This is a genomic window from Sporolituus thermophilus DSM 23256 (assembly GCF_900102435.1).
In the GTDB taxonomy this organism is placed as follows: Bacteria; Bacillota; Negativicutes; order Sporomusales; family Thermosinaceae; genus Thermosinus; species Thermosinus thermophilus.
Window position 1 is genome coordinate 80,880 of sequence record NZ_FNBU01000010.1, and the last position, 23,842, is coordinate 104,721.

Consider the following 23,842-nt stretch of genomic DNA (forward strand, 5'->3'; position numbering starts at 1 on the left):
ATATGAGGACTCTTTATAGCATGTCAAGTGTAATGGTGTAAAATTTTATTCTGCCCGCTGGTGCGGTACAGTATACACACCGCCGCAAATTTAGGGGACGTAGAGCAGACCATACGGGCGGTGGGTCACCGGCGCGAGTTTCACGAACGGCGCATCCAGAATTGCCCGCGTGTCACCGCCAAAATAGCGGCAGTAGTCCCCTACCAAACCCCGGATGGTGTCCCAGTCGGCATCGGTCAGCGGCAGGACGCTCACTTCCTTACCCAGGCAGTCGGTATCAACACGACCCCGGATGTAAATAACCCCGCCGTGCATACCTGTCCCGACATAATCGCCTACCGGCGGGCGGTCGTCTGCCCCCAGTCCCAGGACCAGGATGACGCCGCCGGCCATATACTCGCCCAAAAAGTGTTGGGCGGTGCCGCCAATAACGATGACCGGCTTCATCTCCCGGTAGGCTTTCATGTGAATACCGGCGCGGTAGCCGGCATAGTCGCGGATGAAAATGCGCCCACCCCGCATCGAAACACCAAGGACATCATTGACATGTCCGTGGATTACGATTTCCCCGGCATTGAGCGTGTTGCCTACCGCTTCCTGGCCGTTGCCGTAGACGGTAATGCGCGGCCCGTTGCCAAAAGCGGCCAAATCCGAGCCCGGCGTGCCGTAGATCTCGATATGCACCGGTGCGTTCACACCGGTGCCGATGTAACGCTGGCCACAGGCACCCTCCACCTTTACCGTGGCCGCGCCGGCCGCCACGGCGGCGCGGATCTCGTTATTCAGTTCCCGGTAGCTCAGCTTATGCGCGTCCACCACCCTTATGCTCATATCTATTACCTCCCCACCGGTTTTATGCCAAGAATGTCGAGCGTCTGAGCATCAAGGCCCACACCGCGCAGGCGCTCCCGGCTGCCGCGCAGCGATTCCAGGGCGTTGACCCCGAGGGCGCCGAGCATTTCCTTAATTTCCAGGCTCCACGCCCTGAGCAAATTGGTCAGCATCTTGGCGCCGATGTCAGGATCCAAGCGGCTGACCAGGTCATCACGCTGCGTAGCGATACCCCAGGCGCATTTACCTGTATGGCAGCGCTGGCACACATGGCAGCCAAGCGCGACCAAGGCAGCCGTGCCGATCGCTACGGCGTCGGCGCCGAGGGCGATAGCCTTGACGACATCGGCACTGTTACGGATGCCGCCGGCCACAATGATCGAAGCCCGGTTTCTGATTCCCTCGCGCCGTAGCCGTTCGTCGACAACGGCGAGCGCAATTTCGATTGGGATACCGACATTATCGCGGATCATGGTTGGGGCCGCCCCGGTACCGCCGCGAAAACCGTCGATGGAGACAATATCGGCGCCGGCGCGGACAACACCGGACGCAATGGCCGCGATGTTGTGAACGGCCGAAACTTTGACCGCCACCGGTTTTTGGTAATGGGTGGCTTCTTTGATGGCAAAGATAAGCTGCCGCAGGTCTTCAATGGAATAGATATCATGATGCGGCGCCGGCGACAGGGCGTCGGACTGCTCAGGAATCATGCGGGTCTCGCTGATTGCGGCGGTCACCTTTTCCCCCGGCAGGTGACCGCCGATGCCCGGCTTGGCGCCTTGGCCGATTTTGATTTCAATAACCGCCCCGGCATTGAGGTACTCGGCATGCAGGCCGAAGCGGCCGGACGCGCACTGGGTGATAATATGGTCGCCATAGGCGTAAAGGTCACGGTGCAGGCCGCCTTCGCCGCAGTTCATCAGCGTGCCGCTTTGCTTGGCTGCCGCCGCGAGGGCCTTATGGGCATTTAGGCTAACTGCGCCATAGGACATGGCGCCAAAGGTAATGGGCGTCTCCAGGCGGATTTGCGGCGGCAGCGGCTCGGCCAGCCGCGTTTTGCCCCCGTCGGTCGCCAGCTTTATCCGGTCGGGCCGCCCGCCCAAATACGTCCTGAGTTCCATTGGTTCGCGCAGCGGGTCGATGGACGGGTTGGTAACCTGGCAGGCGTCCAGCAGAATATGGTCCCAGTACACGGGATAGGGCTTGTCGCAACCGGTAGAAGTCAGCAGTTTGCCGCCTGTATTGGCCTGTTTATAAATATTATGAAGGTGGTATGGCTGCCATAAGGCATTTTCCTTGTAAGTGTAGGGGTTTTTAGTGACGGTAATGGCTTCCACCGGACAGGTAGCCACACAGCGATGGCAGGCTACACAGTTTTTGTGATCCGCTACGACGCGGCCCTCGAACTTGAGAGCGCCGAAACTGCATTCGCGCGCGCAGCGACCGCAGCGCACACAGGTTTCATCAATATGCACCTTGAACTCTGCCGGCAGTTTATGCATGGATAGCGCCTCCTTTCAAACGGCCGATGATTGGCGTGCCCGCCTCCGGGATCCAGATGCGGTCAGGGTTCGGACATACTTCGCGGATGGCCGCTTCCTCGGTGGCCACCAGTAACGTCGCCCCTTGCCGCGCCGCCACCATGGGGCGCAATTTGATGCGGTCGGTAAGGCCGATCAGTTCGCCGCTGCGGGCCACCAGGACGGAAAAGGGCCCATTGAGCAGCAGACTGCCATAGACGATGCGCAGCGCCCGAAGGAGCTGGCGCTCGTCGGCATCACTTATTTTGTCAATGTCCTTCCAGAACGGCGCCGCCAGCACTTTAGCCGCCAGCGTCACCGGCAGGCCGTGTTTGCGTACTAACAAGTCGAACGCATAAACCACTACTTCGGTGTCGGTCATGAGACTGCATTTATAGCCCTGCTCCTCCAGATAACGGTAGTTGATGCCGTAGGAGGATATTTCGCCATTATGCACGACCGACCAGTCCAGCAGGCTGAACGGGTGAGCACCGCCCCACCATCCCGGCGTATTAGTGGGAAACCGCCCGTGGGCAGTCCACATATAGCCTTCATATTCTTCCAAGCAGTAAAAGCGGGCCACGTCTTCAGGATAGCCAACGGCCTTGAATGCGCCCATATTCTTGCCGCTTGAGGCGACAAAGGCGCCGTCGATGGTTGAGTTTATCGTCATCACAATGTCAGTAATAAAGCACTCTTCATGAATAATTTCCCGGCGGCGCAGCGGCGGAATTTCCACAAAATACCGCCACAAGAGCGGTGAATCGCCGATCTCGGGAATTTTGCGCGTGGGGATCGGTTCGTCCTTAACCACCACAACCTTTTCCGCCAGAAAAGTTTCCGTTTCCGTCCGTGCCTTGCGGGAACTATACATCATGTGCAAAGCGTAATAGTCTTTGTATTCCGGGTAGATGCCGTAAGCGGCAAACCCGCCACCCAGGCCGTTAGAGCGTTCCCGCATGTTGGCGATAAATTTGCGGATGCGCTCGCCGTTTTCCCGCCGGCCATCCTCATTAATAAAGCCGGCAATCGCGCATCCTGAGGGTATCCGTTCGTCTCGTCCCAACATTCTCCCACCACCTCATTACATGGCAAAATATAACAGACAGGCTAAAAAGCGCAGCCGCGCCCTTTAGTGAAAGCGCCAAGGGCGCGAAGAACGCCCGCGCCGTCTACCATTTGCGTAACTTTGCTCTACCCTGGAAAGCGTAAAACCGCAAAGGACACAAAGAACACAAAGGGCTACGCGCGCGACAATTGTCGCGCGAGAGATTAGTTCAAAAGCTTACTTTTCATCGCTTGTGGTGCCAAATTATTGGTATGATTATCTTCGCGTACTCTGCGTTCTTCGCGGTTAAAAACTTATACTTTCTGATATAGCAAGGAAAAGACCCTGGCAAAAGATACCGGTTATCCGGGACCTTCCGCCAGGGTCTTTTATACCCACGGTGTAGTGCTGGCGCCACGCTGCACCTGTGCCGCTCGGTCCAGTCCGCCGTTTGGCGCGGAACCCTAGGCACTCTCCCAATATACTTTTGTATTTTTACCGAATACCCGTCTGTGTATTTTTATTATAAAAACAGCATTCTAGGCTGTCAATATGTAGCATATGTATACATCATCTGACTATTTATACAATTTTGTCCCTGGTTTGCGGACATCGCCATCGCGAATAGTATATTTCTGAAGGTCGAAGTACTCCATAAGCGGCAGCGCCACTTTTCTGGAGGTTTGTAAGAGATCGCGCAGCTGCGCGACGGTGATCGTCGGCTGGTTGGCAAAATGGCGCCGCAGCACATCGAGCGCCTGCTCCACCGCTTTGTGGTAGAGGACAAGGTCGCCGCCAATGCGCACCAACAGCCCTTCGCGCAGCAGCAGGTCCATGGCTACTTCCGCTTTAGCCGGCGGCAAATTCAGCTTTTCGGCCAATATGGCCGTATCAATGGAGAGCAGGCCGCAGGCGCTCAGGGCGTGGTCGACTTTGGCCGCCAGATCCTGTTTCCGGTCCCGGTGGCGTTCGGCATGCTGCGGGAGGGCCACCTCGGCTCCCCTGACCACAATAAAGCCGACTGCCTGCCAGTGCTCCACCAGGTGGTCAAAGGCTTTTTCGTCAAGGCCAAGCTGCTGGCGCAGCACTTCCCGCGCCATTCCTGGCCGGTCGGGCTGCGCCGCATGGTAGTCGGTCAGGAGACTGTGGCATTTTTCCCGCAACGCCGCGAGCTGCTCGGCGGTGAAATAATAGGCGCCCTGCCGCACAATCCGGCCGCCGGCGACCAGCGCCGCCAGCGCTCTATCAAGCGTTTTTTCCGACAAATACCCGGCTTGCCGCGCCAGTTCCCCGGCTTCCAGGGGCAGGCTGCTATCGGCCAGCACGGCATACACCAGCTTCGCCACATCGCCGCCCAGCACCTCGGCCCGGGCCACACGCGCCGGTCCGATCTCGCGCTTGCTCAGGCTGGGGGCGATTAAGATCGCGCCGCCCAGCAGGTGCTGCGGCGAATAAAGGCGCAGAATGCCCCGGTCTCCCGCCCCCGCTCCCAGGGGGCTTTCCAAAACCAGCCGGGCATAGTCTTTCGGCGCGTCCCGGAAAAAGTAGATGCGGCCGATCGACTCACCGGTGCCGAGATGCAGCCGGACACGCGCGCCGTTTTTCACCTCACTGCGCCAGGTAACTTTTACGTCCCAGACGTCACTGACCTGGCCGTGGCGGGGCGAGCTGAGGCACATCCCCCGCCCCACCGCGCCAAGGTCGACGCCGGCGAGATTGATGGCGGCCCGCTGGCCGGCCTGGATTTGTTCCACCTTTTGTCCGTGCCATTCGAGCCCCCGCACGCGCACCATTATTCCTGCCGGATATAAGGTCAGGCTGTCGCCGATTTTCGCCGTCCCGCTCAGCACCGAACCGGTAACGACGACGCCATAACCCTTTACCGTAAAGGCCCGGTCAATCCACAACCGAAACGGCGCGTCATTGTCCCGACCGGGCAGCCGTTCGGCCACCTGTCTCAAAATGGACCGCAGTTCGGCCAAGCCCTCGCCCGTAACTGCCGATACCCGGCACAGCGGCGCGCCGGCCAGAAAGGTGCCGGCCAGCAGGTTTTGCACGTCCTCGGCCACCAGGTCAAGCCATTCGCCATCGACTTTATCAATCTTATTCAGCACCACTACGCCCTGGCTGATACCGTACAGGTGGAGCATGGCCAGGTGCTCACGCGTCTGGGGCATGACGCCTTCGTCGGCGGCCACCACCAGCATCGCCATATCGATGCCGCCGGTCCCGGCCAACATATTTTTCAAAAACCGTTCATGGCCCGGCACGTCGACAACGCCGGCGACGATATCGTCAGAGAGGGGAAGAGAGGCAAAGCCCAAATCGATGGAGATGCCGCGCAGCTTTTCTTCCTTGAGCCGGTCGGTATCCGTGCCGGTCAGCGCTTTGATAAGCGCTGTCTTACCGTGATCAACATGCCCGGCGGTGCCGATGATGATATATTTCATTGTCCCGCTCCTTTCGCTAATTCCAGACAAGCCTGGCAAATCAGACCGGCATCCTCGTCCGTCAGACACCGCACGTCAAAAACGACCTGGTCGTCCTGAATGCGGGCGATGATGGGCACGCACCACTGCCGCAGCTGCCGCTCCAGGGCGACAGCACTAATACCTTGCGGCCGCACGGCTACGCCCCACCCGGGAAGGTCGACGGCCGGCAGCGCCCCCCCGCCGGCCTGGGCGGAAATTTCCGTCACGTCAACGCGCCAACCATAAGCCTGAAGGGGCGTCAGCCGCTCTTTCAGCGCGGCCGCCTTTTGCGCTAGCTCGTCCTGGGTTAAGCGCAACATGCGCTGCACCGGCACATCGCGGAGCGGATCGCCGACAGTGTAGTCAATGAGCGTGCCCTCAAGGGCGGCAAGCGATAGTTTGTCCATACGGAGCGCCCGCAGCAGCGGGTGTTTTTTCATGATCTCGATATAACGGCGCCGGCCGGCGATAATACCGGCCTGGCCGGCCCCGAGCAGTTTGTCGCCGCTGAATGTTACGATATCAACGCCGGCAGCGATGGATTCACGCACCGTGGGCTCACTCCAGCCGCCGGCGGCGAGCGGAACAAGCGTACCGCTGCCCAGGTCTTCGATAACCGGGATGCCGCGGGAATGCGCGAGCTTGACGAGCTCAGCCGTATCCGGCTGGGCGGTGAAGCCGACAATGCGGTAATTGCTGGTATGTACTTTGAGGACAGCCGCCGTATTCGCCGTTATCGCGTTGGCAAAGTCCGCCAAGTGGGTTTTGTTGGTGGTGCCGACTTCGACCAGAATGGCCCCGCCTTGCTGCATTACTTCGGGAATGCGGAACGAACCGCCGATTTCCACCAGCTGGCCCCGGCTGACGATGACCTCCCGCCCCTTGGCCAGCGCCGACAGGACGAGCAGAACCGCCGCAGCGTTGTTGTTGACCACCAGGGCGTCCTCGGCGCCCGTCAATGCGCAAATCCGGCCGACGACATGGGCGTAGCGGGTGCCCCGCTGGCCGGTGGCCAGGTCATACTCCAGCGTACAGTATCCTTCCATGACCTCCCGCACCGCTGCCGCCGCCCGCGCGCTGAGGGGCGCCCGTCCCAGATTGGTGTGCAGCACCACACCGGTGGCATTGACTACCTTGCGCAGGCTGCGGCCGCTTGCCTGCCGCAGCCACGCCCGGGCGGCGGCGATTAATGCGGATACGCTGATGTCGCAGTCCTCGCCGGCGCGCAGGCGTTGCCGCGCCTGGGCCGCCGCCTCCCGCAAGGCGGTGACGACGAGGTCGCGCGGCCACTCAGCCACGGCGGGATCTTTATACATTTCGCCCAGCAACCGGTCGATTGCCGGAATTAGTTTAAGTTTTTCCTGCATATGTTCCTCCCTGTCTGCCTTTTCCATTCCATTGTACTATACTTTGCCGCCACTCTCCAAATTATCCTGTTTTTCCTTATTCTGCCGTGCACCACGAATAAGGTGGCCAAATTTGTCGCATAATCATAGTAACAATATCAAATTGCCAGGGAGTATTTATGCTAAACAACCTGTTCAACCTTCCCAAACAGCCCCCCGAATTAAAATTCAACATACACCTGCCCAGCGCGATGCATGATATTGCGGCTACGGTTAGCAGCTATATCCGGGAGGCCGAGGCCGCCGGCCGCGAAATTGTCATCCTGTGCATCGGCACCGACCGCTCTACCGGCGATGCCCTCGGCCCCCTGACCGGCAGCAAACTGAAGACGCTGCACCATCATCCTTATATCTACGGGACGCTTGATGACCCCGTCCATGCCACCAACCTTCCGGCGATGATAAAGTTTATCGAAATCAATTTCGCCAATCCCTTTGTCATCGCCGTCGACGCCTGCCTGGGCCGACTGGAGAGCGTTGGCTGCGTTTCCCTCGGCCGCGGCCCCGTGAAGCCCGGCGCTGCGGTCAACAAAGAACTGCCGCCCGTCGGCGACGCCTATATCACCGGCATCGTCAACGTGGGCGGCTTCATGGAACACCTGGTCTTGCAGAGCACCCGCCTTAATTTGGTAATCAAGATGGCCGATATTATCGCGCACGGCTTGGCCTTCGGCCTGGGCGGAAGAAAAAATTGATTGTGCCCAAGTTATTCAACCGGTAAACCAATTAATTATTCACAGGCACCAAAAAATTTGAGCTCCGCTGGATAGCGGAGCTCTCACGCGCTAATCACAGGCGCTCGAGTTCTTCCACGATTTCCTCGGGCGTTTTGCCGGCAGCATTGATGACCGGCACCTCGGTTAACGTGTCCTGGCTGTTCATAAGGTTGATATCGGCGCCACTGACAATAATGGCATCGACGCCATGAAGACTGGCTTCGTCCAGGTCTACTACCTCGTAGCCTTCGCTTTCCAAAATATCAATCAGATTAGAGAGACTTTTTTCCACTGCGATTACACCGATACCTTGCACGCCTTTGCACCTCCGTATTTTTCATAAAGTATGAAGTATGAGGTATGAAGTATAAGGTTATGAAGTAAACGGGAAACGGAGAGTAGAAAGCGGTAAATGGTAAAGGGTGGAAACCAGGATTTAGCCGAGGCGTTCGGCCAGGGCGCTGGCCACCTGCTCCGCCGTAAGACCGGCGGCATTGATCATCACCGTGTTTTCCGCCAGCTTGCCGGCTGCCGCTTTGGCGCCAGGCTCGCCCGTATAGACCACGGCTTCGACAGGACGCACACAGTCGGCCATGTCCACCACTTCATAGCCGCAGGTACTTAAATGTGCTTTGATGTCGTCCAGTCCGGTTTCGACCGAAACCAACCGCAACATAAAAAGCACCTCCTGCACTTTTTTATAGTGTTTGCAGAGGTGCTTTTTTCATGCCTGTCAATCTTTTGCTGTTTACTTGGCCTTCGTTGCCGCGGCCTCTTCGCCGGCGCGGCGCATTTCGCAACCGCCCTTGAACACGGCGCCTTCGCTGATAATCAGCGTTCCGACTTTAATATCGCCATAAACCCGCGCTGTAGGTAACAGCTCCAATTTTTCCGCAATGTCCAGATTACCGTTAATCGTGCCGGCAATGGTACCGCTGCGCGCCTTGATTTGCGCCCGGACGGCGCCGGTTTCGCCGACCAGTAAATCACCGAGGGACTGAATTTCCCCTTCAAACTGGCCATCAATACGCACCGCGCCCTTGGTCGTAATCGTCCCCTTAACGCACGTTTCCTTGCCGACAATCGTTTCGACCTGTTCAATCGCCGCCTTCTTATTACCACCGCCAAACATACGTTCAACTCCCCTTCATTCATACTACAAAAAATTGGCGGGATTAACTGCGGTGCCGCCGACACGAACTTCATAGTGAACATGCGGTCCGGTGCTCACACCCGTGCTGCCCATATAGGCGATAATTTCGCCTTTCTTTACCCGTTGACCTGTTTCCACCAGATTTTGGCTGTTGTGGCCATAGATGGTGACAATCCCGTTACCGTGGTCAATCTGCACCATTTTACCATAGCCGCCGTACCAACCGCTGTACGTCACTACGCCATCGGCCGCAGCGACAATGGGCGTACCATAATCGCCGGCAATATCAATGCCGGGATGCCAATCGCTACCCCCGCCCCAGGGCGAACTACGCCAGCCGAAGCGAGAGGTAACCTCTCCGCTGGCCGGCCAAATTGACGGCGTTGCCGCCAATCTTGCATTGCGCTCAATTAAGCGGTCCCTTAAAGTCTCCAGACTCTGCTCCCGCACTTTGGCGATCTGCTGAAGATCGTTCACAACTGCGGCAATTTCACCAAGCTGTGGTTTCACCACGGGCCCGCCCTGACCGCCATGGCCGGCCGTAGGACGGCTGACGCCGGAACGGGAAGGGCCGGCTTCCTCGGCATTAACCAAGCGGCGAATTTCCGCATCAAGTTGATTGAGACGGTTCATGTCCTCCTGCAGGGCGGCCGTTGCTTTCGCTAACTGTTCAATTTGGGCGAGCTGAGCGCCGTTGACCTGGCGAAGCCGCTCCAGTTCGGCCTTTTCGGCCTGAGCAGTGTTGACCGTATGCCGGTAGTTAACCACCCCGCCGACTAATGCCACCAAGAGCATACAGAGAACGGCGGCAGTGATTTTTACCACGCGGATAGGGATCCGGATACTTTTTATGGCTTGCCCGTGATGGGGTACTATCATAATGGTGTACTCCCTACGGTCTGGCTGGCGGGGCCTGTTCGGTATGCTAGCCAACGGCATCACCTCTTTTTCGACAGGGATTAACAGGGGTACTAATCTAGAATATAATTCGACTTTGTTTATAAAATTCCTGCTTTTACCATAAATACTTTGCCAACAAATAGTGACAAGCTATACAACAAAATGCCACCAAACATGGGCGGCATTTTGTTTATTATGTCAACTTATAATAATTTCGGCCAGTTTGCGCTTGGGTACATGGTGAACCTGCCGCTCGTCGCGCCAATACTTGATGTCCCCGCCAGGACCAACCTCGTCAATCACCACTTCCTCCTTGGGACGGCCGAGGGCGAGAACAAGGACGATTTCGAGATGGTCGTCCAGCGCCAACACCTCTTTCAGTGCTTTGCGCTGGATATTGGCAATCATACAGCCGCCCAAGCCCCGCTCTACGGCGGCAAGCATGATCGTTTGGGCGGCAATGCCAATGTCGGCTACCGCCGCCAAATTAATGGTTTTGTCCTCCAACATAACGATATAGGCCGCCGGCCGTTCGCCCGGCGCCGGCCCCGGCCAGTCGGGCAAATACGCCGCCCAGCCCAGGGTTGGGAAAATGCGGTCATTGAGTTCCTTGTCGCTCGCCAGCACATACTTGAGGGCCTGCCGGTTAGCCCCTGACGGCGACAGCCGGGCGTGATCCACCAGCTCCAGTAATACCTCGCGGCTTACGGGGACATCTTCGTAAAAACGGCGGTAGCTGCGGTTTTTCCGCACCAGTTCCTTTAGCATATTCTCTCCTCCTTTATTCTTTTACCCGTACTGTCCGGGCCTTGTCCAAAGCCTCTTTTTCTTCATTGGTCAGGAAATAGCTTGACTGGCCGTTGATAATCGGTTTAGCGTAAACGCGCGAATCATCGCGGCCAAAAATACTGGACAGAACTACCCCGTTATCCTGGGCGTCCAGGAGGGCGATGGCAAAACTAAGATCGCTGCCCGTGTCATCAAACGCGTTGAAGCGCACAACGCCCACCCGCTGGACGCAGGTCTTGGTAATGGCGTCCAGGCGGCGGCACTGAGCGGCAAGGGTATTGACTTTTTCTACCGTCTCGCGCACTTCATCAATGTGGGCCATCAATAGCCGTTCAATATTGGTCCCTTCCATGCCTTGCATGAGCTTCTGGTAGCGCCGGTTAAGGCGGCTAAGTTTGATATTGATATTTATAAAGAAAATTAGGGCAATGAAAATCGTAACGGTAATGGTCAGCAGGATATAATGCAAATTGGCCATTACCAAGCCGCTTAAAAAGGTTAAATCCATAAATCTTCACTCCTGCGATGATACTAAGCCGGCCATAGCAGCGTCAAAATGGCCGCGACCGGAATGGCGGGCAGCAGATTAGCTACCTTGATTTTTTTTATCTCCAACATCATCAGGGCGATACCGACAATCAGCACTCCGCCCACTGCCGTCATCTCCGTAACAACACTTTCCGACAGCACGGCGCTCAGCGTACCGGCCAACAAGGTCAGTCCACCCTGGTAAACAAGAATAACAAGACTGGATAAGGCAACGCCGATGCCCAGGCTGGAAGCAAAGACTACCGACGAAATGGCGTCCAGCGTTGACTTGGCGTAGAGGGTCGTAGCATCGCCGGTCAAACCATCCTGCAGGGAGCCGACAATCGCCATGGCGCCCACGCAAAACACCAGGCTGGCCGTGATGAAGCCCTGCCCGGCATTGCCGTACTCACTGCCCAGCCGCGTGGTGACAAAGTCGCCCAACCGGTTAAGCCGTTCGTCAATGTCGATTGCTTCCCCCACGATGCCGCCAAACACCATGCTGAGAATGACAACCACTATATTATGTGTTTTGAAAGCCATCTGTAATCCAATGAGCAGCACCGCCAACGCCAGTCCCTGCATGACGGTCTGCTGGTACCGCACAGGGATGCCCCGTTTAAGCAGCAGGCCCACGCCCGAACCGACAAGTACAGCGACGGTGTTGACAATCGTCCCTTTCATCAGCTCACCCCTTTGCGGCAACCTGCCGGACAGCCCGGAGGGCGTCCTCAATTTCTTGTTCAGTTGTAAAATAGCCGGGACTGAACCGGACGGTCCCGGTCTGCAAGGTGCCAATCGTCTGATGGGCCCATGGCGCGCAGTGCAGACCGGCCCGGCAGATGATGCCATATTCATTTTCCAGTCGATAAGCCACTTCGCCAGTGTCCTGGCCGTCAACGGTGAAGGAAACAACAGCCGTTTGCTTTTCGCTTTGCCGTGGCCCATACACCGTTACTCCCGGTATGGTGGCCAACCCGTTAATCAGCTCTTCGGTCAACCGGCCTTCACGGGCGCGGATGACCTCCCGCCCAACCCGGCGGATAAACCGTGCGCCAGCGGCCAGCCCGGCCACGCCCGGCGTGTTGGGTGTGCCGCTTTCCAGCCGGTCCGGCAGAAGCTCAGGCTGCCGGTCGAGTTCGGACAGGCTTCCTGTCCCGCCGTAGCGGAGCGGCACAAGGTCAATGTCTTCCCGGATGTAGAGACCGCCGGTCCCTTGCGGCCCCAATAACCCTTTGTGGCCAGTAAAGGCCAACATGGCGATATTTTGCGAAGCCACGTCGATTTCTTCCACCCCTGCGGTCTGGGCCGCATCAACAATAAGCGCGGCGCCGTAGCGGGTCGCCAGCTTGCCGACGGCGGCCACCGGCATTATCGTACCGGTAACATTGGACGCATGGCACATGACCACCGCCCGCACCCCTTCCCGCAGCGCGGCGGCCATGGCGGCCAAATCGAGCTGGCCGGTTTGGTCGCAGGGGACGATGGTCAGGTCAACCCCCATGGTTTCAAGCTGCCGCAGCGGCCGGGCCACGGCGTTATGTTCCATCGCCGTGGTGACAACCTTGTCCCCTGGCCGTAAGTACCCAAAAAGGGCCATGTTGAGCGCATCGGTGGCATTGTAGGTAAAAACAATCCGGCTGGGGTCGGCCACCCCAAAGATAGTGGCCAATTCGTCCCGGGCTTCGTACAGGACGCGGTCGGCCTGGTGTCCGGCGCCGTAGCCGCCCCGGCCCGGATTGCCGGCCAGGTGGCGCAGACAGCCATCTACCGCCTGGTAAACCTCTTCCGGTTTAGGCCAACTGGTTGCCGCGTTATTAAGATAGATCATGGCAAACTCTCTTTCCGCTAACTTACTTGTCGTTGTATTAGAAAATATAATTGTTTACCCGCTCTTTTATATTTACTTACCGTCTAAAACCCGCCGCGCGGCCGGAAACGGCATGAGCACCCGGGGCAAGATCCCGTGGACATAGGCAATCAGGACACCGTAATTGACAATGGGAACGCCTTTTTCCCGGGCCACGGCCAATCGGTACAGCATTTCCCGCCGGTTGAGCATACAGGCGCCGCAATGAACAATCAGCTGGTACTGTTCTAAATCGGTCGGAAAATTACCGCCGCTCACCCATTCAAACTTGAGCTCGCCGCCTACTTTCTGCTGCAGCCAGCGGGGTATTTTCACCGTGCCAATATCATCTTTCTGGCGGTGATGGGTGCAGCCTTCGGCGATAAGGACGCGGTCGCCCGGCTTCAGCCCGTCAATCGCCTTGGCGCCGGCCACCAGTGTCTCCAAGTCGCCTTTATAGCGGGCAAACAGGATGGAAAATGACGTGAGCGTCACGTCGTCCGGCGTGACGGCCGCCACGTGCTTAAAAGCCTGCGAATCGGTGACAACAAGCCGCGGCGGCTGCCTTAAATTGGCGAGAGCATCCGCCAGCTGCGTCTCTTTGACCACCACCGCGATGGCGTCTTGGTCAATAACATCCCGGATGGCCTGTACTTGCGGCAGAATCAGCCGGCCTTTGGGCGCCGCCGAATCGATGGGCGTTACCAGCACGACGGTATCACCGCCGGTGATCAGGTCGCCGAGAATCGGCGGTCCTTCCCAGTTTTCCGGTGCATGTTTAATCATCTGCCGCTTGAGCTCTTCCACCCCTTGCTTGGTTTTAGCGCTCACGGCCACCATCGGTATCGCTAACCGTTTGGTCCAATTCAACGTTTCCGCTGCCGCCGGCTGGCCCATATCAATCTTGTTCACCACACCGATGACCGGAATGTTGCGCTTTTTCAGTTCCGCAACCAACCCTTCTTCCCAGTCGGATACACCCGCCGCCTGGTCGATCACCATCAGGGCCAAGTCGGTCTTATTGAGAACTTGTAGCGTGCGTTCGACGCGCAGCGCTCCCAGTTCGCCTTCATCGTCGATGCCGGCCGTATCAATAATGACCACCGGGCCGATTGGCAGTATTTCCATGGCTTTGTAAACAGGGTCAGTCGTCGTCCCCGGCACATCGGAGACAAGGGCGATATTTTGATTGGTCAAAGCGTTAATAAGACTGGACTTGCCGGCATTTCGGCGCCCGAAGATGGCGATGTGCAATCTTGCTCCCCGAGGTGTGTCCTGCATAAATATCCTCCTTATTATTCCCTGTTTGGTCGCTTTTGCCAACACAAATTAATGTGAACAAAAACGCCGGTGCGCCTTTTACTGAAACCGTCAAGGAAGCTAAGGACGCAAATGGTTACGGTAATTATTCGAACCGCCGAGGACGCAGCGGCGCGATCGCATCGCGCTGAGAAAACCATAAAAATCCTTCACGGTTTCATTTTCTCCACGGTTCTCTTCCTCTTAACTTTCCACTTGCCACTTTCTTCTTACCCAATTCAATGTTTCACATGAAACAATTATTCTTATACAACGATTGGTCCCCGGCGGCGGGTAGCGGCCGCCTGCTGGTGCGATTCGGACAAAATGTCCAGGATACGGTCCAAATCTTCCATGCTGTAAAACTCAATCTCAATCTTGCTCTTCAGCTTGCCTGGCTTGATTTTTACTTGCGTCCCCAGGAGCAGTTTTAAGCGATCCTCGGCTTCCGCCACAAAAAATTCTTTTTTCTCGGGCTGCGGCTGCTTTTTCTTGCGCGGTGCACTGCTGAGACGTTTAACCAATTCCTCCGCATCGCGGGCCGATAAATCTTCGGCGATAATCGTCTCAGCCGCCTCAATTTGCAATTCTTCTTTATCTAACGCCAATAACGGCCTGGCCTGTCCCACTGTCAATGTTCCACGTGAAACATGCTCCTGGACCGCCGGGGCCAGGTTCAAGAGCCGCACCATATTGGCAATCAACGACCGGCTGCGGCCAATCTTGCGGGCCACTTCCTCCTGCGTCAGGCCAAACTCGTCCATCAACCGCCGGTAAGCATTCGCTTCTTCAATGGGGTTTAGATCCTGGCGCTGCAGATTCTCGATAAGGGCGATTTCCGTCATCTCCGCGTCGGTATAATCCCGTACGACCGCGGGAATGGTTTTCAGGCCGGCCAGCTGGGAAGCCCGCCACCGCCGCTCGCCCGCTACCAGCTCATAGCCGTTCATGGTCTTGCGGACGACAATGGGCTGCACGACCCCGTACTGCCGGATTGATTGCGCCAGTTCTTCGAGCGCCTCGGGATCAAATGTGCGCCGCGGCTGAAACCGGTTGGGGGTAATTTCTTTTATGGCAATTTCATTGACCGGCTCATCGCCACCGGCCGGCGTCGCCGGAAAAAGGGCATCCAAACCGCGTCCCAGGCCACGGGCCTTAGTCATCGCCAATCACCTCTTTCGCTAAGTCAAAATAAACTTCCGCCCCTTTCGATTTCGGGTCATATTTGATGACCGGCTTGCCGTGACTGGGGGCTTCGCTTAGCCGCACATTGCGGGGAATAATGGTCTGATATACCTTATGGCGGAAATGATTTTTGACTTCATCCACAACCTGAATCGATAAATTGGTCCGAGCGTCAAACATCGTCAGCACCACCCCTTCCAGCGTTAGGATGGGGTTAAGGTTTTTCTGGACCAAGTTGATCGTATTCATCAGTTGGGTCAATCCTTCTAAAGCGTAAAACTCGCATTGGATGGGAATGATAACTGAATTGGCCGCCGTTAAGGAGTTAATGGTCAGTAACCCCAGCGACGGCGGACAATCAATGATTATATAGTCATATTTATATTTCACTTTATCAAGGGCCCGCTTCAGCTTCGTCTCCCGCGACATAACCGATACCAGTTCAATTTCGGCGCCGGCCAGTTGGATGGTAGCCGGCAGCAGCACTAGATTAGGGATTTCGGTCGGCAGCAGCAGGGTTTCGACCGGGACATCGTTGATCAGGGCGTCATAGACGCAGTGCTTAATGCTGGCCTTATTGACCCCGAGCCCGCTGGTCGAATTACCCTGCGGGTCGATATCGACGAGCATCACCTTTTTCCCCAGCTCGGCCAGGCAGGCGCTCAAATTTACCGACGTGGTCGTCTTGCCGACACCGCCCTTTTGGTTGGCAATGGCAATAATTTTGCCCAATTTTTTCACCCCAGAGCATACAAAATAGCATCCAAAATTCTCCTTTCATTTCAACGCTCTTTTCTTAATATCCTGCAAAAATTTATTCGGAAACCGATAAAATGTAGTTTACATAATTAAATAATTTCGCCACGGCTCCGCTCCCCCTTGACACCGCTTGGGAAAATATTCTATGATGAAAAAAACCGCAAAGATAATCATGCCAATAAATTGGCACCACAAAGGCATGAAAACGGATAGTCTGCGGCGAATATTTAGCTTGCGGCTGGGCGACAAAAGGACGTTGCGCACTAGCGCTTTGAGCCTGACGCAAAGATTGTCCTCAATCATTTGGTGCATCACTAACTGTCACCTCCTATTGGAGAGTACGCAGGGTAGAATACATCCCTAGAGATGATTGCACCAGTCGCAAAATAAGGCCGCAGAAGGAGAATTAGAATGAGTAATAATGTCCAGGTAGTTTATGAGCGGTGTTGCGGGTTAGACATTCACAAACGTAAAATTGAAGCCTGTGCCTTGGTAAATGAAAAAATGCGACGCAACAGTTTCGGCACTACGTCAGAACAGCTGCATAAACTTGCCGATTGGCTTAAAAAACATGAAGTGGAAATTGTAGCAATGGAAAGCACCGGTGTCTACTGGAAACCGGTTATCAATGTTCTGGAAGCCGAAGGAATAAAAGCGATAATAGTCAATGCCCAACACATTAAAAATGTACCTGGACGAAAAACCGATGTTAAGGATGCCGAGTGGATAGCTTCGCTTCTTCGCCATGGACTACTAAAACCAAGCTTCATTCCCGAGCGTAGGCAACGGGAAATGCGCGAAATCACGAGGTTACGCACAGCAAAAATTCAGGAACGTGCCCGAGAAATTCAGAGGCTGCAAAAATTCTTGGAAGGCTGCAACATAAAATTATCATCAGTGGTAAGCGATATAAACGGCGTAACGGCTAAAGAAATCATCAAAGCAATTGCTGCCGGTGTAAACGACCCGAAAAAACTGGCTGAATTATCCCGTGGCCGGTTGAGTGCTTCCCAGGAAGAACTTGAAACTGCCCTAGACGGAATAGTAAGCCCTGATATTCGCACTCTAATCCAGATCCAACTTGAAGCTATTGAAGCCTTAGATAAACAAATAGCATCACTAGACTTGATGATGGAGCGAATAGAACGAGAAGACGAAAATTTTAAGGAAGCCCTGGAGCTAATAGATACAATCCCTGGAATAGGGAAACGGATTGCCCAAGTAATATTGGCAGAAATAGGACTTGACATGAGCCGGTTTCCAAGCGACAAGCATATAGCCGCATGGTCCGGACTAGCTCCAGGGAATAACGAAAGTGCCGGAAAGCGAAGATCTGGGAAAGCTAAACCGGGCAATCCGCAACTTAGGTCGCAACTAGTTCAGGCAGCACATACTATAGCGCGGATGAAAAACTGTTATTTATCATCCTTATACCATCGAATAGCAGCCAGAAGAGGTAAGAAACGAGCTGCGGTAGCAGTAGCGCATGCAATCATTGTAGCCATATATCACATGCTGATTCGCAAGGAACCATATAAGGACCTTGGGGAAAACTATTTGTCGGAACAAATGCGTCGTAGCAAAATAAAAAGTTTAGTAAACCTTGTCAAAAACATAAAGAAACTGGACGACGATGTTCAATTCATTATTAGCGACCAAAGTATTCGGATAATAATTGGCGAAGAGGTTAAAGAGTTCTCAATGACAGGGTGATACACTAGAAAATCAGCTTTCTTTTGTACACCAGGCCTGTCAAAAAATAGATTTGTACAGGCTTAGTTTACTATTGCCTAAAATTGGGGTATGTCAGCTCTGTTGGCACACATCGTTTTCAGGGTAGGGCGCAAAGAACGCAAAGGGTATATCGGGCGCGACGCGTGCCGCGCCAAAAAATACTTAGCGCAACTTCGCGCTCTTCGCGAACTTTGCGGTTAAAAACTTATACTTTCTGATATAGTTAAAAACTATCATAACGTGAATACTCTTATCCAGAGCGGTCGAGGGACTGGCCCGATGACACCCGGCAACCGGCATTGCGCTTGGTGCTAATTCCTGCAGAATCTTATGGTTCTGAAAGATAAGAGGAAAGGACTGCGACCGGGCGCCCCCTTTCCTCTTGGAAAGGGGGTTTTTGGTACGCCTGTATATAACGCTCAGTTAACCAAAGTGGATATTAATGAAACACGGCGGTATGCCGGCCTGGCCCGGGCGGCCCGCTTTCCCGACGCTCTGCTCCGCCAGGCCTGCCTTGACGCTCAGGTCCTGGCCGTGCCGCGCGGGATCTGGCAGGTATATCCCTATTCACCGGCCGACGGCGTCATTCTCGCGCCTACTCCCCTTAGGCTTAGCGGCGCCAATATTGCCAACCACCTGGCCGGATCCGTACAAGTAGCCGTCTTGGCCGTCACCATCGGTGAAGCCATCGAAGCGGAAATCTCCCGCCGCTTTCGCCAAGGCGACGCGGCCGCGGCGCTGCTTCTGGATGCCGCCGGCACCACGGCGGTGGAAGCAGCGGCTGACCAGGTCAACGCGCTGATTAACCGGGAAGCGGCCCATCAGGGAATGACCGCGACCAAGCGGTACAGTCCCGGCTACGGCGATTGGGACATCACCGTGCAGCAGCACGTCGTGGCCCTCGCCGGCGGCGGCGCGATTGGCATTACGGTAACCGCTTCGTCCATGCTGATCCCGCGCAAATCGGTGACGGCCGTTATCGGCCTTAAACCCGGCAAACCAAACGGGCAGCCGACCTGCGCCGGCAATGTCTGCCTTACCTGCGGCCAGCCCAATTGTTTGGCCCGGCGTACATCATCACAGTGAAAGGATGAGCCACGATGATTTATCTTTTTGACGGCGCGATGGGCACGATGCTGCAGCAGGCCGGACTGACGCCGGGACAATGTCCCGAAGCCTGGAACTGCGAGCGGCCGGAGGTGGTAACCGCCATCCACCGCCGCTATGTTGAAAGCGGCGCCGCCATCATTGAAACCAACACCTTTGGCGCCAACCGCGTTAAACTATCCCATTACGGCCTGGCCCGCGACGTTGCCCGCCTCAATACCGCCGCCGTTCGCGCGGCCCGCGCGGCCGCCGGGCCCCACACCAAAATCGCCGGTTCCGTCGGCCCGACCGGCAAATTCATCGCCCCTCTCGGCGAACTCTCCTTTGACGAGGCCTGCGATGTCTTCGCCGAGCAGATTGCCGCTTTGGACGCCGCCGGCGTCGACTATATAATCATCGAAACCATTATCGACCTTCAGGAAATGCGCGCCGCGCTGCTGGCCGCCAAACAGACCACCCGCAAACCGGTCATCTGCCAGCTCTCGTTTGGTGCCGACGGCCGTACGGTCACCGGCACCGACCCGGCCACCGCCGCCATCGTGCTGGAAGCCATGGGCGCCGATATCATCGGCGCCAACTGTTCGCTCGGTCCGGCCCAACTGGTGCCGGTGGTGGAAGCCCTCGCCGCCCACACCAGCCGACCCGTTAGCGTCCAGCCCAATGCCGGCATGCCTGAACTGGTTGACGGGAAAACGCACTTTCCCATGGGTCCGGCGGAACTGGCTGCCTGGGCGCCACGCCTGATTGCGGCCGGCGCTAGCTATATCGGCGGCTGCTGCGGCACCACGCCTGAGCATATCAGGGCCATGGCTGAGGCCATCCGTCACCTGGGCGGCAGCGGTACTTCCGTCCGGACCGTAAGACAAGGCGTCGCCCTCACCAGCCGCAGCCGCACCGTTTGGCTGGGGCCGGGCCACCCGCCGGTTATTATTGGCGAACGCATCAACCCCAGCGGGCGCAAAGCCTTGGCCGCCGAAATCCGCTCCGGCAGTTTTCTGACCGTCAAGAAAGACGCCCTCGCCCAGGTGCAGGCCGGCGCCACCGTCCTGGATGTAAATATGGGCGTGCCCGGCATTGACCAGGCAGCGACCATGGGGCGGGCGGTACAGGAGCTGTCCATGCTGGTCGACGTTCCCCTGTCCATCGACACTACCGACCCGGCTGCCCTGGAGGCCGGGCTGAAAGCCTTCCCCGGCCGGGCGCTGGTCAATTCCGTGAGCGCCGAACCGGAACGGCTGGAAACATTCCTGCCACTGGCAAAAAAATACGGCGCCGCCGTCCTGTGCCTCCCCGTCGCTCCCGGCGGCGTACCCGCTACGGCCAACGAGCGGCTGGCCGTGGCCAAACAAATTGTTGAGGCGGCGCTCAAGGCCGGCCTGCGCCCCCAGGATTTACTCCTTGACGCCCTGGTTCTCACCGTCGCCGCCGAGGGACAGGCCGCCCGGGAAACACTGGCAACCTTGCGCTTGTATCGGGAGCATTTCGCCTATCCGGCCGTCATCGGCCTGAGCAATATTTCCTACGGTCTGCCGCGCCGCGACCTGATGAATGCCGCCTTCTGCGCCATGGCCCTGGCGGCCGGACTCGACGCGCCCATCCTTAACCCTTATGACCCGCTGATGCAGGACATGCTTGCCGCCGCAGGCGCCCTGCTGGGTTATGACGCAAACGGCAAAAGCTACAGCGAACGCTACGGGCGCGCGGCGGCGCCTTCACCGGCGGACCCGGCAGCGGAAGAAACAGGCGATAAGCTCGACCAAATCCGCCAGATGGTCATCCGCGGCGAAAAAGAAGCTGTCACGGCCGCGGTCCAGGCCGCCCTGCAGGCGGGCTATTCGCCCTTGGACATTACCGACCGGGCGCTGACGGCGGCCATGAACGAAGTGGGCGAAGCCTTTGGCGCCGGCCGCTGCTTTTTGCCCCAGGTGCTGCTATCCGCCGAAGCCATGCGGGCCGCCTTTGAAATAATCAAAACAACCTTGCCGCCCAATGCCGCCAGCCGGGGCACGGTAGTGCTCGCCACCGTCAAGGGCGACATCCACGACTTGGGGAAAAATATCGTCGCCACCCTGCTGGAAAATAGCGGGTTTACCGTCATCGACTTAGGCAAAGACGTAGCGCCGGAGGTGGTTGTGGCGGCGGCCCGCGAGCACGACGCCGACGTAGTGGGCCTGTGCGCCCTCATGACCACCACCATGCCCCAGATTGACGTTACCATCGCCGCCCTGCGCGCAGCCGGCTGCCGGGCCGCAACAATCGTCGGTGGCGCCGTCCTGACCGCCGAATACGCCGCCCAGGCTGGCGCCGATGCTTATGCCGCCGACGGCGTCGATGCGGTCAACAAAGTAAAAACCCTGCTGAAAAAGAGCCGCCATGCCTAGCCTTACCCTCAAACCAAGGTGTGTCAGTAGGTCTGACACACCTTTAATTTAGACAATAGTAAATTAAGCCTGGACAAATTCCTTTTTGCCAGGCTTGCATACATCAAAAGTAAAATTGCAAAAAAACAACAGCTGTGAACTAACATGAAAATATAGCAATTGTCAGAATTTCCAAAATATGTTATGGTAGTTAAAGATAAATCAGCGGGGTTGGCGATTACGGCGGGCCGGCCGCACAGGGAGAGGATGGCTGGGTATGGGAGTCGATTTACGGCAGGAGATTATCCGCATCAATAACAATCTCAACATTGGCATGTTTGGCACTGGATTGCGAAAGCAACGTGTTGTCATGGCCGATGACGACAAAATTTTGATCACGGCCGATCACAAACGGATACCGGTACTGTCAGTTTTGGATCAGCAGCAGCGTCATATTACTCGGGTTATCGACGCAGCAATTTTGGATGAATACAAGCGGCGCCTCAAAGAAGCACTGATTAACCAGCTGCAGCTTCCGGTCAAAGCCGTATTAAAGGATTATGACCCTGAACATGAACTGGCTATTACCATCATCATTTTGAGTCAGCCATTGGCCAAAGAAATAAAATAGGCTGATCAGAAAATATTGTTAAAACTTTTATAATATTCTATTTGTTTAGCAGGAAAATAAAAATTCACGGCGAATACGGCGATTATACAACTCATCAAAGATGAGCGGTTAAAACTATATATTCGGTGGGCCGTAAGAGCTCTGCGGAGAGCTGAAAGCTACCCTTTATCGAGCGAAGGGCAAACATGCGCATAGGAGCGTTTGTTCGCACCAGAGCATTCGATGAGGGTAGCTTTTTGTGTTAAAAAAGGGGGGACAAGAAAAACGGCGCGGGTTTTAGAAAAGCCATCGGGGAGAAAAAGAAAGGGGGGGATTTATGGCAAAAGTCAAAGATGTATTGGATGCGCTTGACAAAATTACCGGCGGACGTTGTGTAAAAAACATCGATGATATTTTCAGCGGCAAGAATCAGTTTGTTGTCAATAAGACGTCAAATATTCCCGGTAAGGCCTGTATCGAAACGCCCGGACTGGTATGCGGCAACCTTGAGGCCGAGGTCAAGAAGCTCGCGGTAACGATGACATTAACGGAGTGCAACATCGAATTGGCCGGAGCTACCGGCGTAGATGCTATCGTAGCGCATCACCCTGTCATGGAGGCGGCAAATTCCGGCGGCGTTACGATGCGTAACTATCTCAACTTGTACGGACTCAGTGTTTTTGAACTTCACGAGGCATTCCACGGTCTTCACCCCGGCATTGCCTTCATCCATGGCCACAAGGCGTTCCGGGTAGACATTGCGTACGGCGGAATACCGGGCAACATTCTTTATGTTGGCAAGACGCTTGACGAAGTAAAAACCCTTGGCGATATCTTAGACAGACTGAACACCTTTATGGGGTTAGATGAAGAACACAAAATGCTCATAGCGGAGCGAAATTCCCGTTCGTGCAATCAGATTATGGAAACCAATGTGGCAACAGGTGGCAAAATATTGGCAGGCAACCGGGACAATCCAGTCAACACCGTCATTCATATCTTCCCCCATACCGGCTTCACACCGGAACACCTTGTCAAGGTCAAGTGTGAACATCCTGAGGCGGATACAGTCTTGGCTTCCATTAGCCGTGTACGAGAGAATAGTGCCTTGGTCGCCAAGGCCAAAGAGCTTGGCATGAATTTTATTATTGGCAATTCGCATGCCATGGAGATTCTGGAAAATGGTCTGCCGCTGGCTGTGGCAATTAGAAAATTACTGCCTGACGTAGAAGTTGTTTTGTTCCGTGAGCGGATTACGTCTACCCCGATTACGATGGCAGGAACGCCAGCGATCCGTGAATACGCTGAAAATATTGCCGAGCGGTTTTTGCTGCCCAATGCGGCGAAAGTGAAATAAGCGCAAACATAATTCATGAACGGACTTGGTGTTGGCGATGGCCTGGCAGCAACTGCTGCCTGATGAAAATGTTTATTATTCCGGCGCTATTTTGTTGGCCGGGAAACAGCTGAGAGGATGAGATAAGGAGGTGTTCACCGGATAGCCGGGAACGTCACAAGAGAGCACCAGAATAACAAAATGGGACCAGAATAAAAAATTGGGCTGTAAGAACAGCCCT

At 55.9% G+C, this 23,842-nt stretch carries 22 protein-coding genes, 1 pseudogene and 1 riboswitch; of the genes and pseudogenes, 6 read left to right on the forward strand and 17 right to left on the reverse strand.

Annotated elements, in window-relative coordinates; translation table 11 throughout:
• Window positions 1–90: 90 nt before the first annotated feature.
• The 6 genes and pseudogenes from BLQ99_RS07725 to selA form a co-directional block, all read right to left on the reverse strand.
• Complete coding sequence (locus BLQ99_RS07725) at window positions 91–831, reverse strand: GltB/FmdC/FwdC-like GXGXG domain-containing protein (RefSeq protein ID WP_093689742.1); 741 nt, start codon at window positions 829–831, stop codon at window positions 91–93.
• A gap of 5 nt (window positions 832–836) precedes the next feature.
• Window positions 837–2,333 carry a glutamate synthase-related protein gene (locus BLQ99_RS07730; RefSeq protein ID WP_093689744.1) on the reverse strand — a complete coding sequence of 499 codons (1,497 nt, stop codon included), beginning with the start codon at window positions 2,331–2,333 and terminating at the stop codon, window positions 837–839.
• A complete protein-coding gene (locus BLQ99_RS07735; RefSeq protein WP_093689746.1) occupies window positions 2,326–3,420 on the reverse strand; it encodes a class II glutamine amidotransferase in 1,095 nt (364 codons plus the stop codon). The genes BLQ99_RS07730 and BLQ99_RS07735 overlap by 8 nt, the downstream gene beginning before the upstream one ends.
• 103 nt (window positions 3,421–3,523) lie before the next feature.
• Window positions 3,524–3,607, reverse strand: a pseudogene (locus tag BLQ99_RS15430) (hypothetical protein); the annotation flags it as partial.
• A 370-nt stretch (window positions 3,608–3,977) separates the two neighbouring features.
• Complete coding sequence (selB, locus tag BLQ99_RS07745; RefSeq protein ID WP_093689748.1) at window positions 3,978–5,849, reverse strand: selenocysteine-specific translation elongation factor; 1,872 nt, start codon at window positions 5,847–5,849, stop codon at window positions 3,978–3,980.
• The gene (selA, locus tag BLQ99_RS07750) at window positions 5,846–7,237 is read right to left on the reverse strand and encodes an L-seryl-tRNA(Sec) selenium transferase (RefSeq protein WP_093689750.1); all 1,392 of its coding nucleotides are present in this window, start codon (window positions 7,235–7,237) and stop codon (window positions 5,846–5,848) included. Before selA ends, selB begins: the two co-directional genes overlap by 4 nt.
• 158 nt (window positions 7,238–7,395) lie before the next feature.
• Here selA and yyaC point away from each other — a divergent pair, with 158 nt between their 5' ends.
• The gene (gene yyaC, locus BLQ99_RS07755) at window positions 7,396–7,971 is read left to right on the forward strand and encodes a spore protease YyaC (RefSeq protein WP_093689752.1); all 576 of its coding nucleotides are present in this window, start codon (window positions 7,396–7,398) and stop codon (window positions 7,969–7,971) included.
• Between the two features lie 94 nt (window positions 7,972–8,065).
• On the opposite strand, the gene BLQ99_RS07760 is transcribed toward yyaC, so the two are convergent.
• The 11 genes from BLQ99_RS07760 to BLQ99_RS07810 all read right to left on the reverse strand — a co-directional run bounded on the left by BLQ99_RS07760 (window position 8,066) and on the right by BLQ99_RS07810 (window position 16,427).
• On the reverse strand, window positions 8,066–8,308 hold the full coding sequence (locus BLQ99_RS07760; protein ID WP_093689754.1) for a YkuS family protein: 243 nt from the start codon (window positions 8,306–8,308) through the stop codon (window positions 8,066–8,068).
• 120 nt (window positions 8,309–8,428) lie between these two features.
• Window positions 8,429–8,668: a YkuS family protein gene (locus BLQ99_RS07765; RefSeq protein WP_093689756.1), complete on the reverse strand. Its 240-nt coding sequence runs from the start codon at window positions 8,666–8,668 to the stop codon at window positions 8,429–8,431.
• A 72-nt stretch (window positions 8,669–8,740) separates the two neighbouring features.
• A complete protein-coding gene (locus BLQ99_RS07770) occupies window positions 8,741–9,124 on the reverse strand; it encodes a bactofilin family protein (protein ID WP_093689759.1) in 384 nt (127 codons plus the stop codon).
• Window positions 9,125–9,148: 24 nt separating this feature from the next.
• Window positions 9,149–10,024 carry a M23 family metallopeptidase gene (locus tag BLQ99_RS07775; RefSeq protein WP_245690350.1) on the reverse strand — a complete coding sequence of 292 codons (876 nt, stop codon included), beginning with the start codon at window positions 10,022–10,024 and terminating at the stop codon, window positions 9,149–9,151.
• Between the two features lie 219 nt (window positions 10,025–10,243).
• The gene (locus BLQ99_RS07780) at window positions 10,244–10,813 is read right to left on the reverse strand and encodes a nitroreductase family protein (RefSeq protein WP_093689763.1); all 570 of its coding nucleotides are present in this window, start codon (window positions 10,811–10,813) and stop codon (window positions 10,244–10,246) included.
• 13 nt (window positions 10,814–10,826) lie between these two features.
• Window positions 10,827–11,342: a DUF4446 family protein gene (locus tag BLQ99_RS07785; RefSeq protein ID WP_093689765.1), complete on the reverse strand. Its 516-nt coding sequence runs from the start codon at window positions 11,340–11,342 to the stop codon at window positions 10,827–10,829.
• Between the two features lie 23 nt (window positions 11,343–11,365).
• Window positions 11,366–12,046, reverse strand: coding sequence for a DUF554 domain-containing protein (locus BLQ99_RS07790; RefSeq protein WP_093689767.1), 681 nt, complete (start codon window positions 12,044–12,046; stop codon window positions 11,366–11,368).
• A gap of 4 nt (window positions 12,047–12,050) precedes the next feature.
• Window positions 12,051–13,193, reverse strand: a complete 1,143-nt coding sequence (locus BLQ99_RS07795; protein ID WP_093689769.1) for an aminotransferase class V-fold PLP-dependent enzyme — start codon at window positions 13,191–13,193, stop codon at window positions 12,051–12,053.
• 72 nt (window positions 13,194–13,265) lie between these two features.
• On the reverse strand, window positions 13,266–14,492 hold the full coding sequence (gene hydF / locus BLQ99_RS07800) for a [FeFe] hydrogenase H-cluster maturation GTPase HydF (RefSeq protein ID WP_093689771.1): 1,227 nt from the start codon (window positions 14,490–14,492) through the stop codon (window positions 13,266–13,268).
• A gap of 284 nt (window positions 14,493–14,776) precedes the next feature.
• Window positions 14,777–15,673, reverse strand: coding sequence for a ParB/RepB/Spo0J family partition protein (locus BLQ99_RS07805; RefSeq protein WP_093689773.1), 897 nt, complete (start codon window positions 15,671–15,673; stop codon window positions 14,777–14,779).
• A complete protein-coding gene (locus BLQ99_RS07810) occupies window positions 15,666–16,427 on the reverse strand; it encodes a ParA family protein (protein WP_093689797.1) in 762 nt (253 codons plus the stop codon). Before BLQ99_RS07810 ends, BLQ99_RS07805 begins: the two co-directional genes overlap by 8 nt.
• A 438-nt stretch (window positions 16,428–16,865) precedes the next feature.
• On the opposite strand from BLQ99_RS07810, the gene BLQ99_RS07820 reads away from it, so the two are divergent.
• The 5 genes from BLQ99_RS07820 to BLQ99_RS07840 all read left to right on the forward strand — a co-directional run bounded on the left by BLQ99_RS07820 (window position 16,866) and on the right by BLQ99_RS07840 (window position 23,622).
• Complete coding sequence (locus tag BLQ99_RS07820) at window positions 16,866–18,167, forward strand: IS110 family RNA-guided transposase (protein ID WP_093689777.1); 1,302 nt, start codon at window positions 16,866–16,868, stop codon at window positions 18,165–18,167.
• A 268-nt stretch (window positions 18,168–18,435) separates the two neighbouring features.
• Window positions 18,436–18,538, forward strand: a riboswitch (SAM riboswitch).
• 82 nt (window positions 18,539–18,620) lie between these two features.
• Entirely contained in the window at window positions 18,621–19,274 is a 654-nt protein-coding gene (locus tag BLQ99_RS07825) for a vitamin B12 dependent-methionine synthase activation domain-containing protein (RefSeq protein WP_093689779.1), read from the forward strand.
• A 14-nt stretch (window positions 19,275–19,288) separates the two neighbouring features.
• Window positions 19,289–21,676, forward strand: a complete 2,388-nt coding sequence (locus BLQ99_RS07830) for a homocysteine S-methyltransferase family protein (RefSeq protein WP_093689781.1) — start codon at window positions 19,289–19,291, stop codon at window positions 21,674–21,676.
• 256 nt (window positions 21,677–21,932) lie between these two features.
• The gene (locus tag BLQ99_RS07835) at window positions 21,933–22,286 is read left to right on the forward strand and encodes a Na-translocating system protein MpsC family protein (RefSeq protein WP_093689783.1); all 354 of its coding nucleotides are present in this window, start codon (window positions 21,933–21,935) and stop codon (window positions 22,284–22,286) included.
• Window positions 22,287–22,602: 316 nt separating this feature from the next.
• Window positions 22,603–23,622: a Nif3-like dinuclear metal center hexameric protein gene (locus BLQ99_RS07840; RefSeq protein WP_093689785.1), complete on the forward strand. Its 1,020-nt coding sequence runs from the start codon at window positions 22,603–22,605 to the stop codon at window positions 23,620–23,622.
• The last annotated feature ends 220 nt before the right edge of the window (window positions 23,623–23,842 follow it).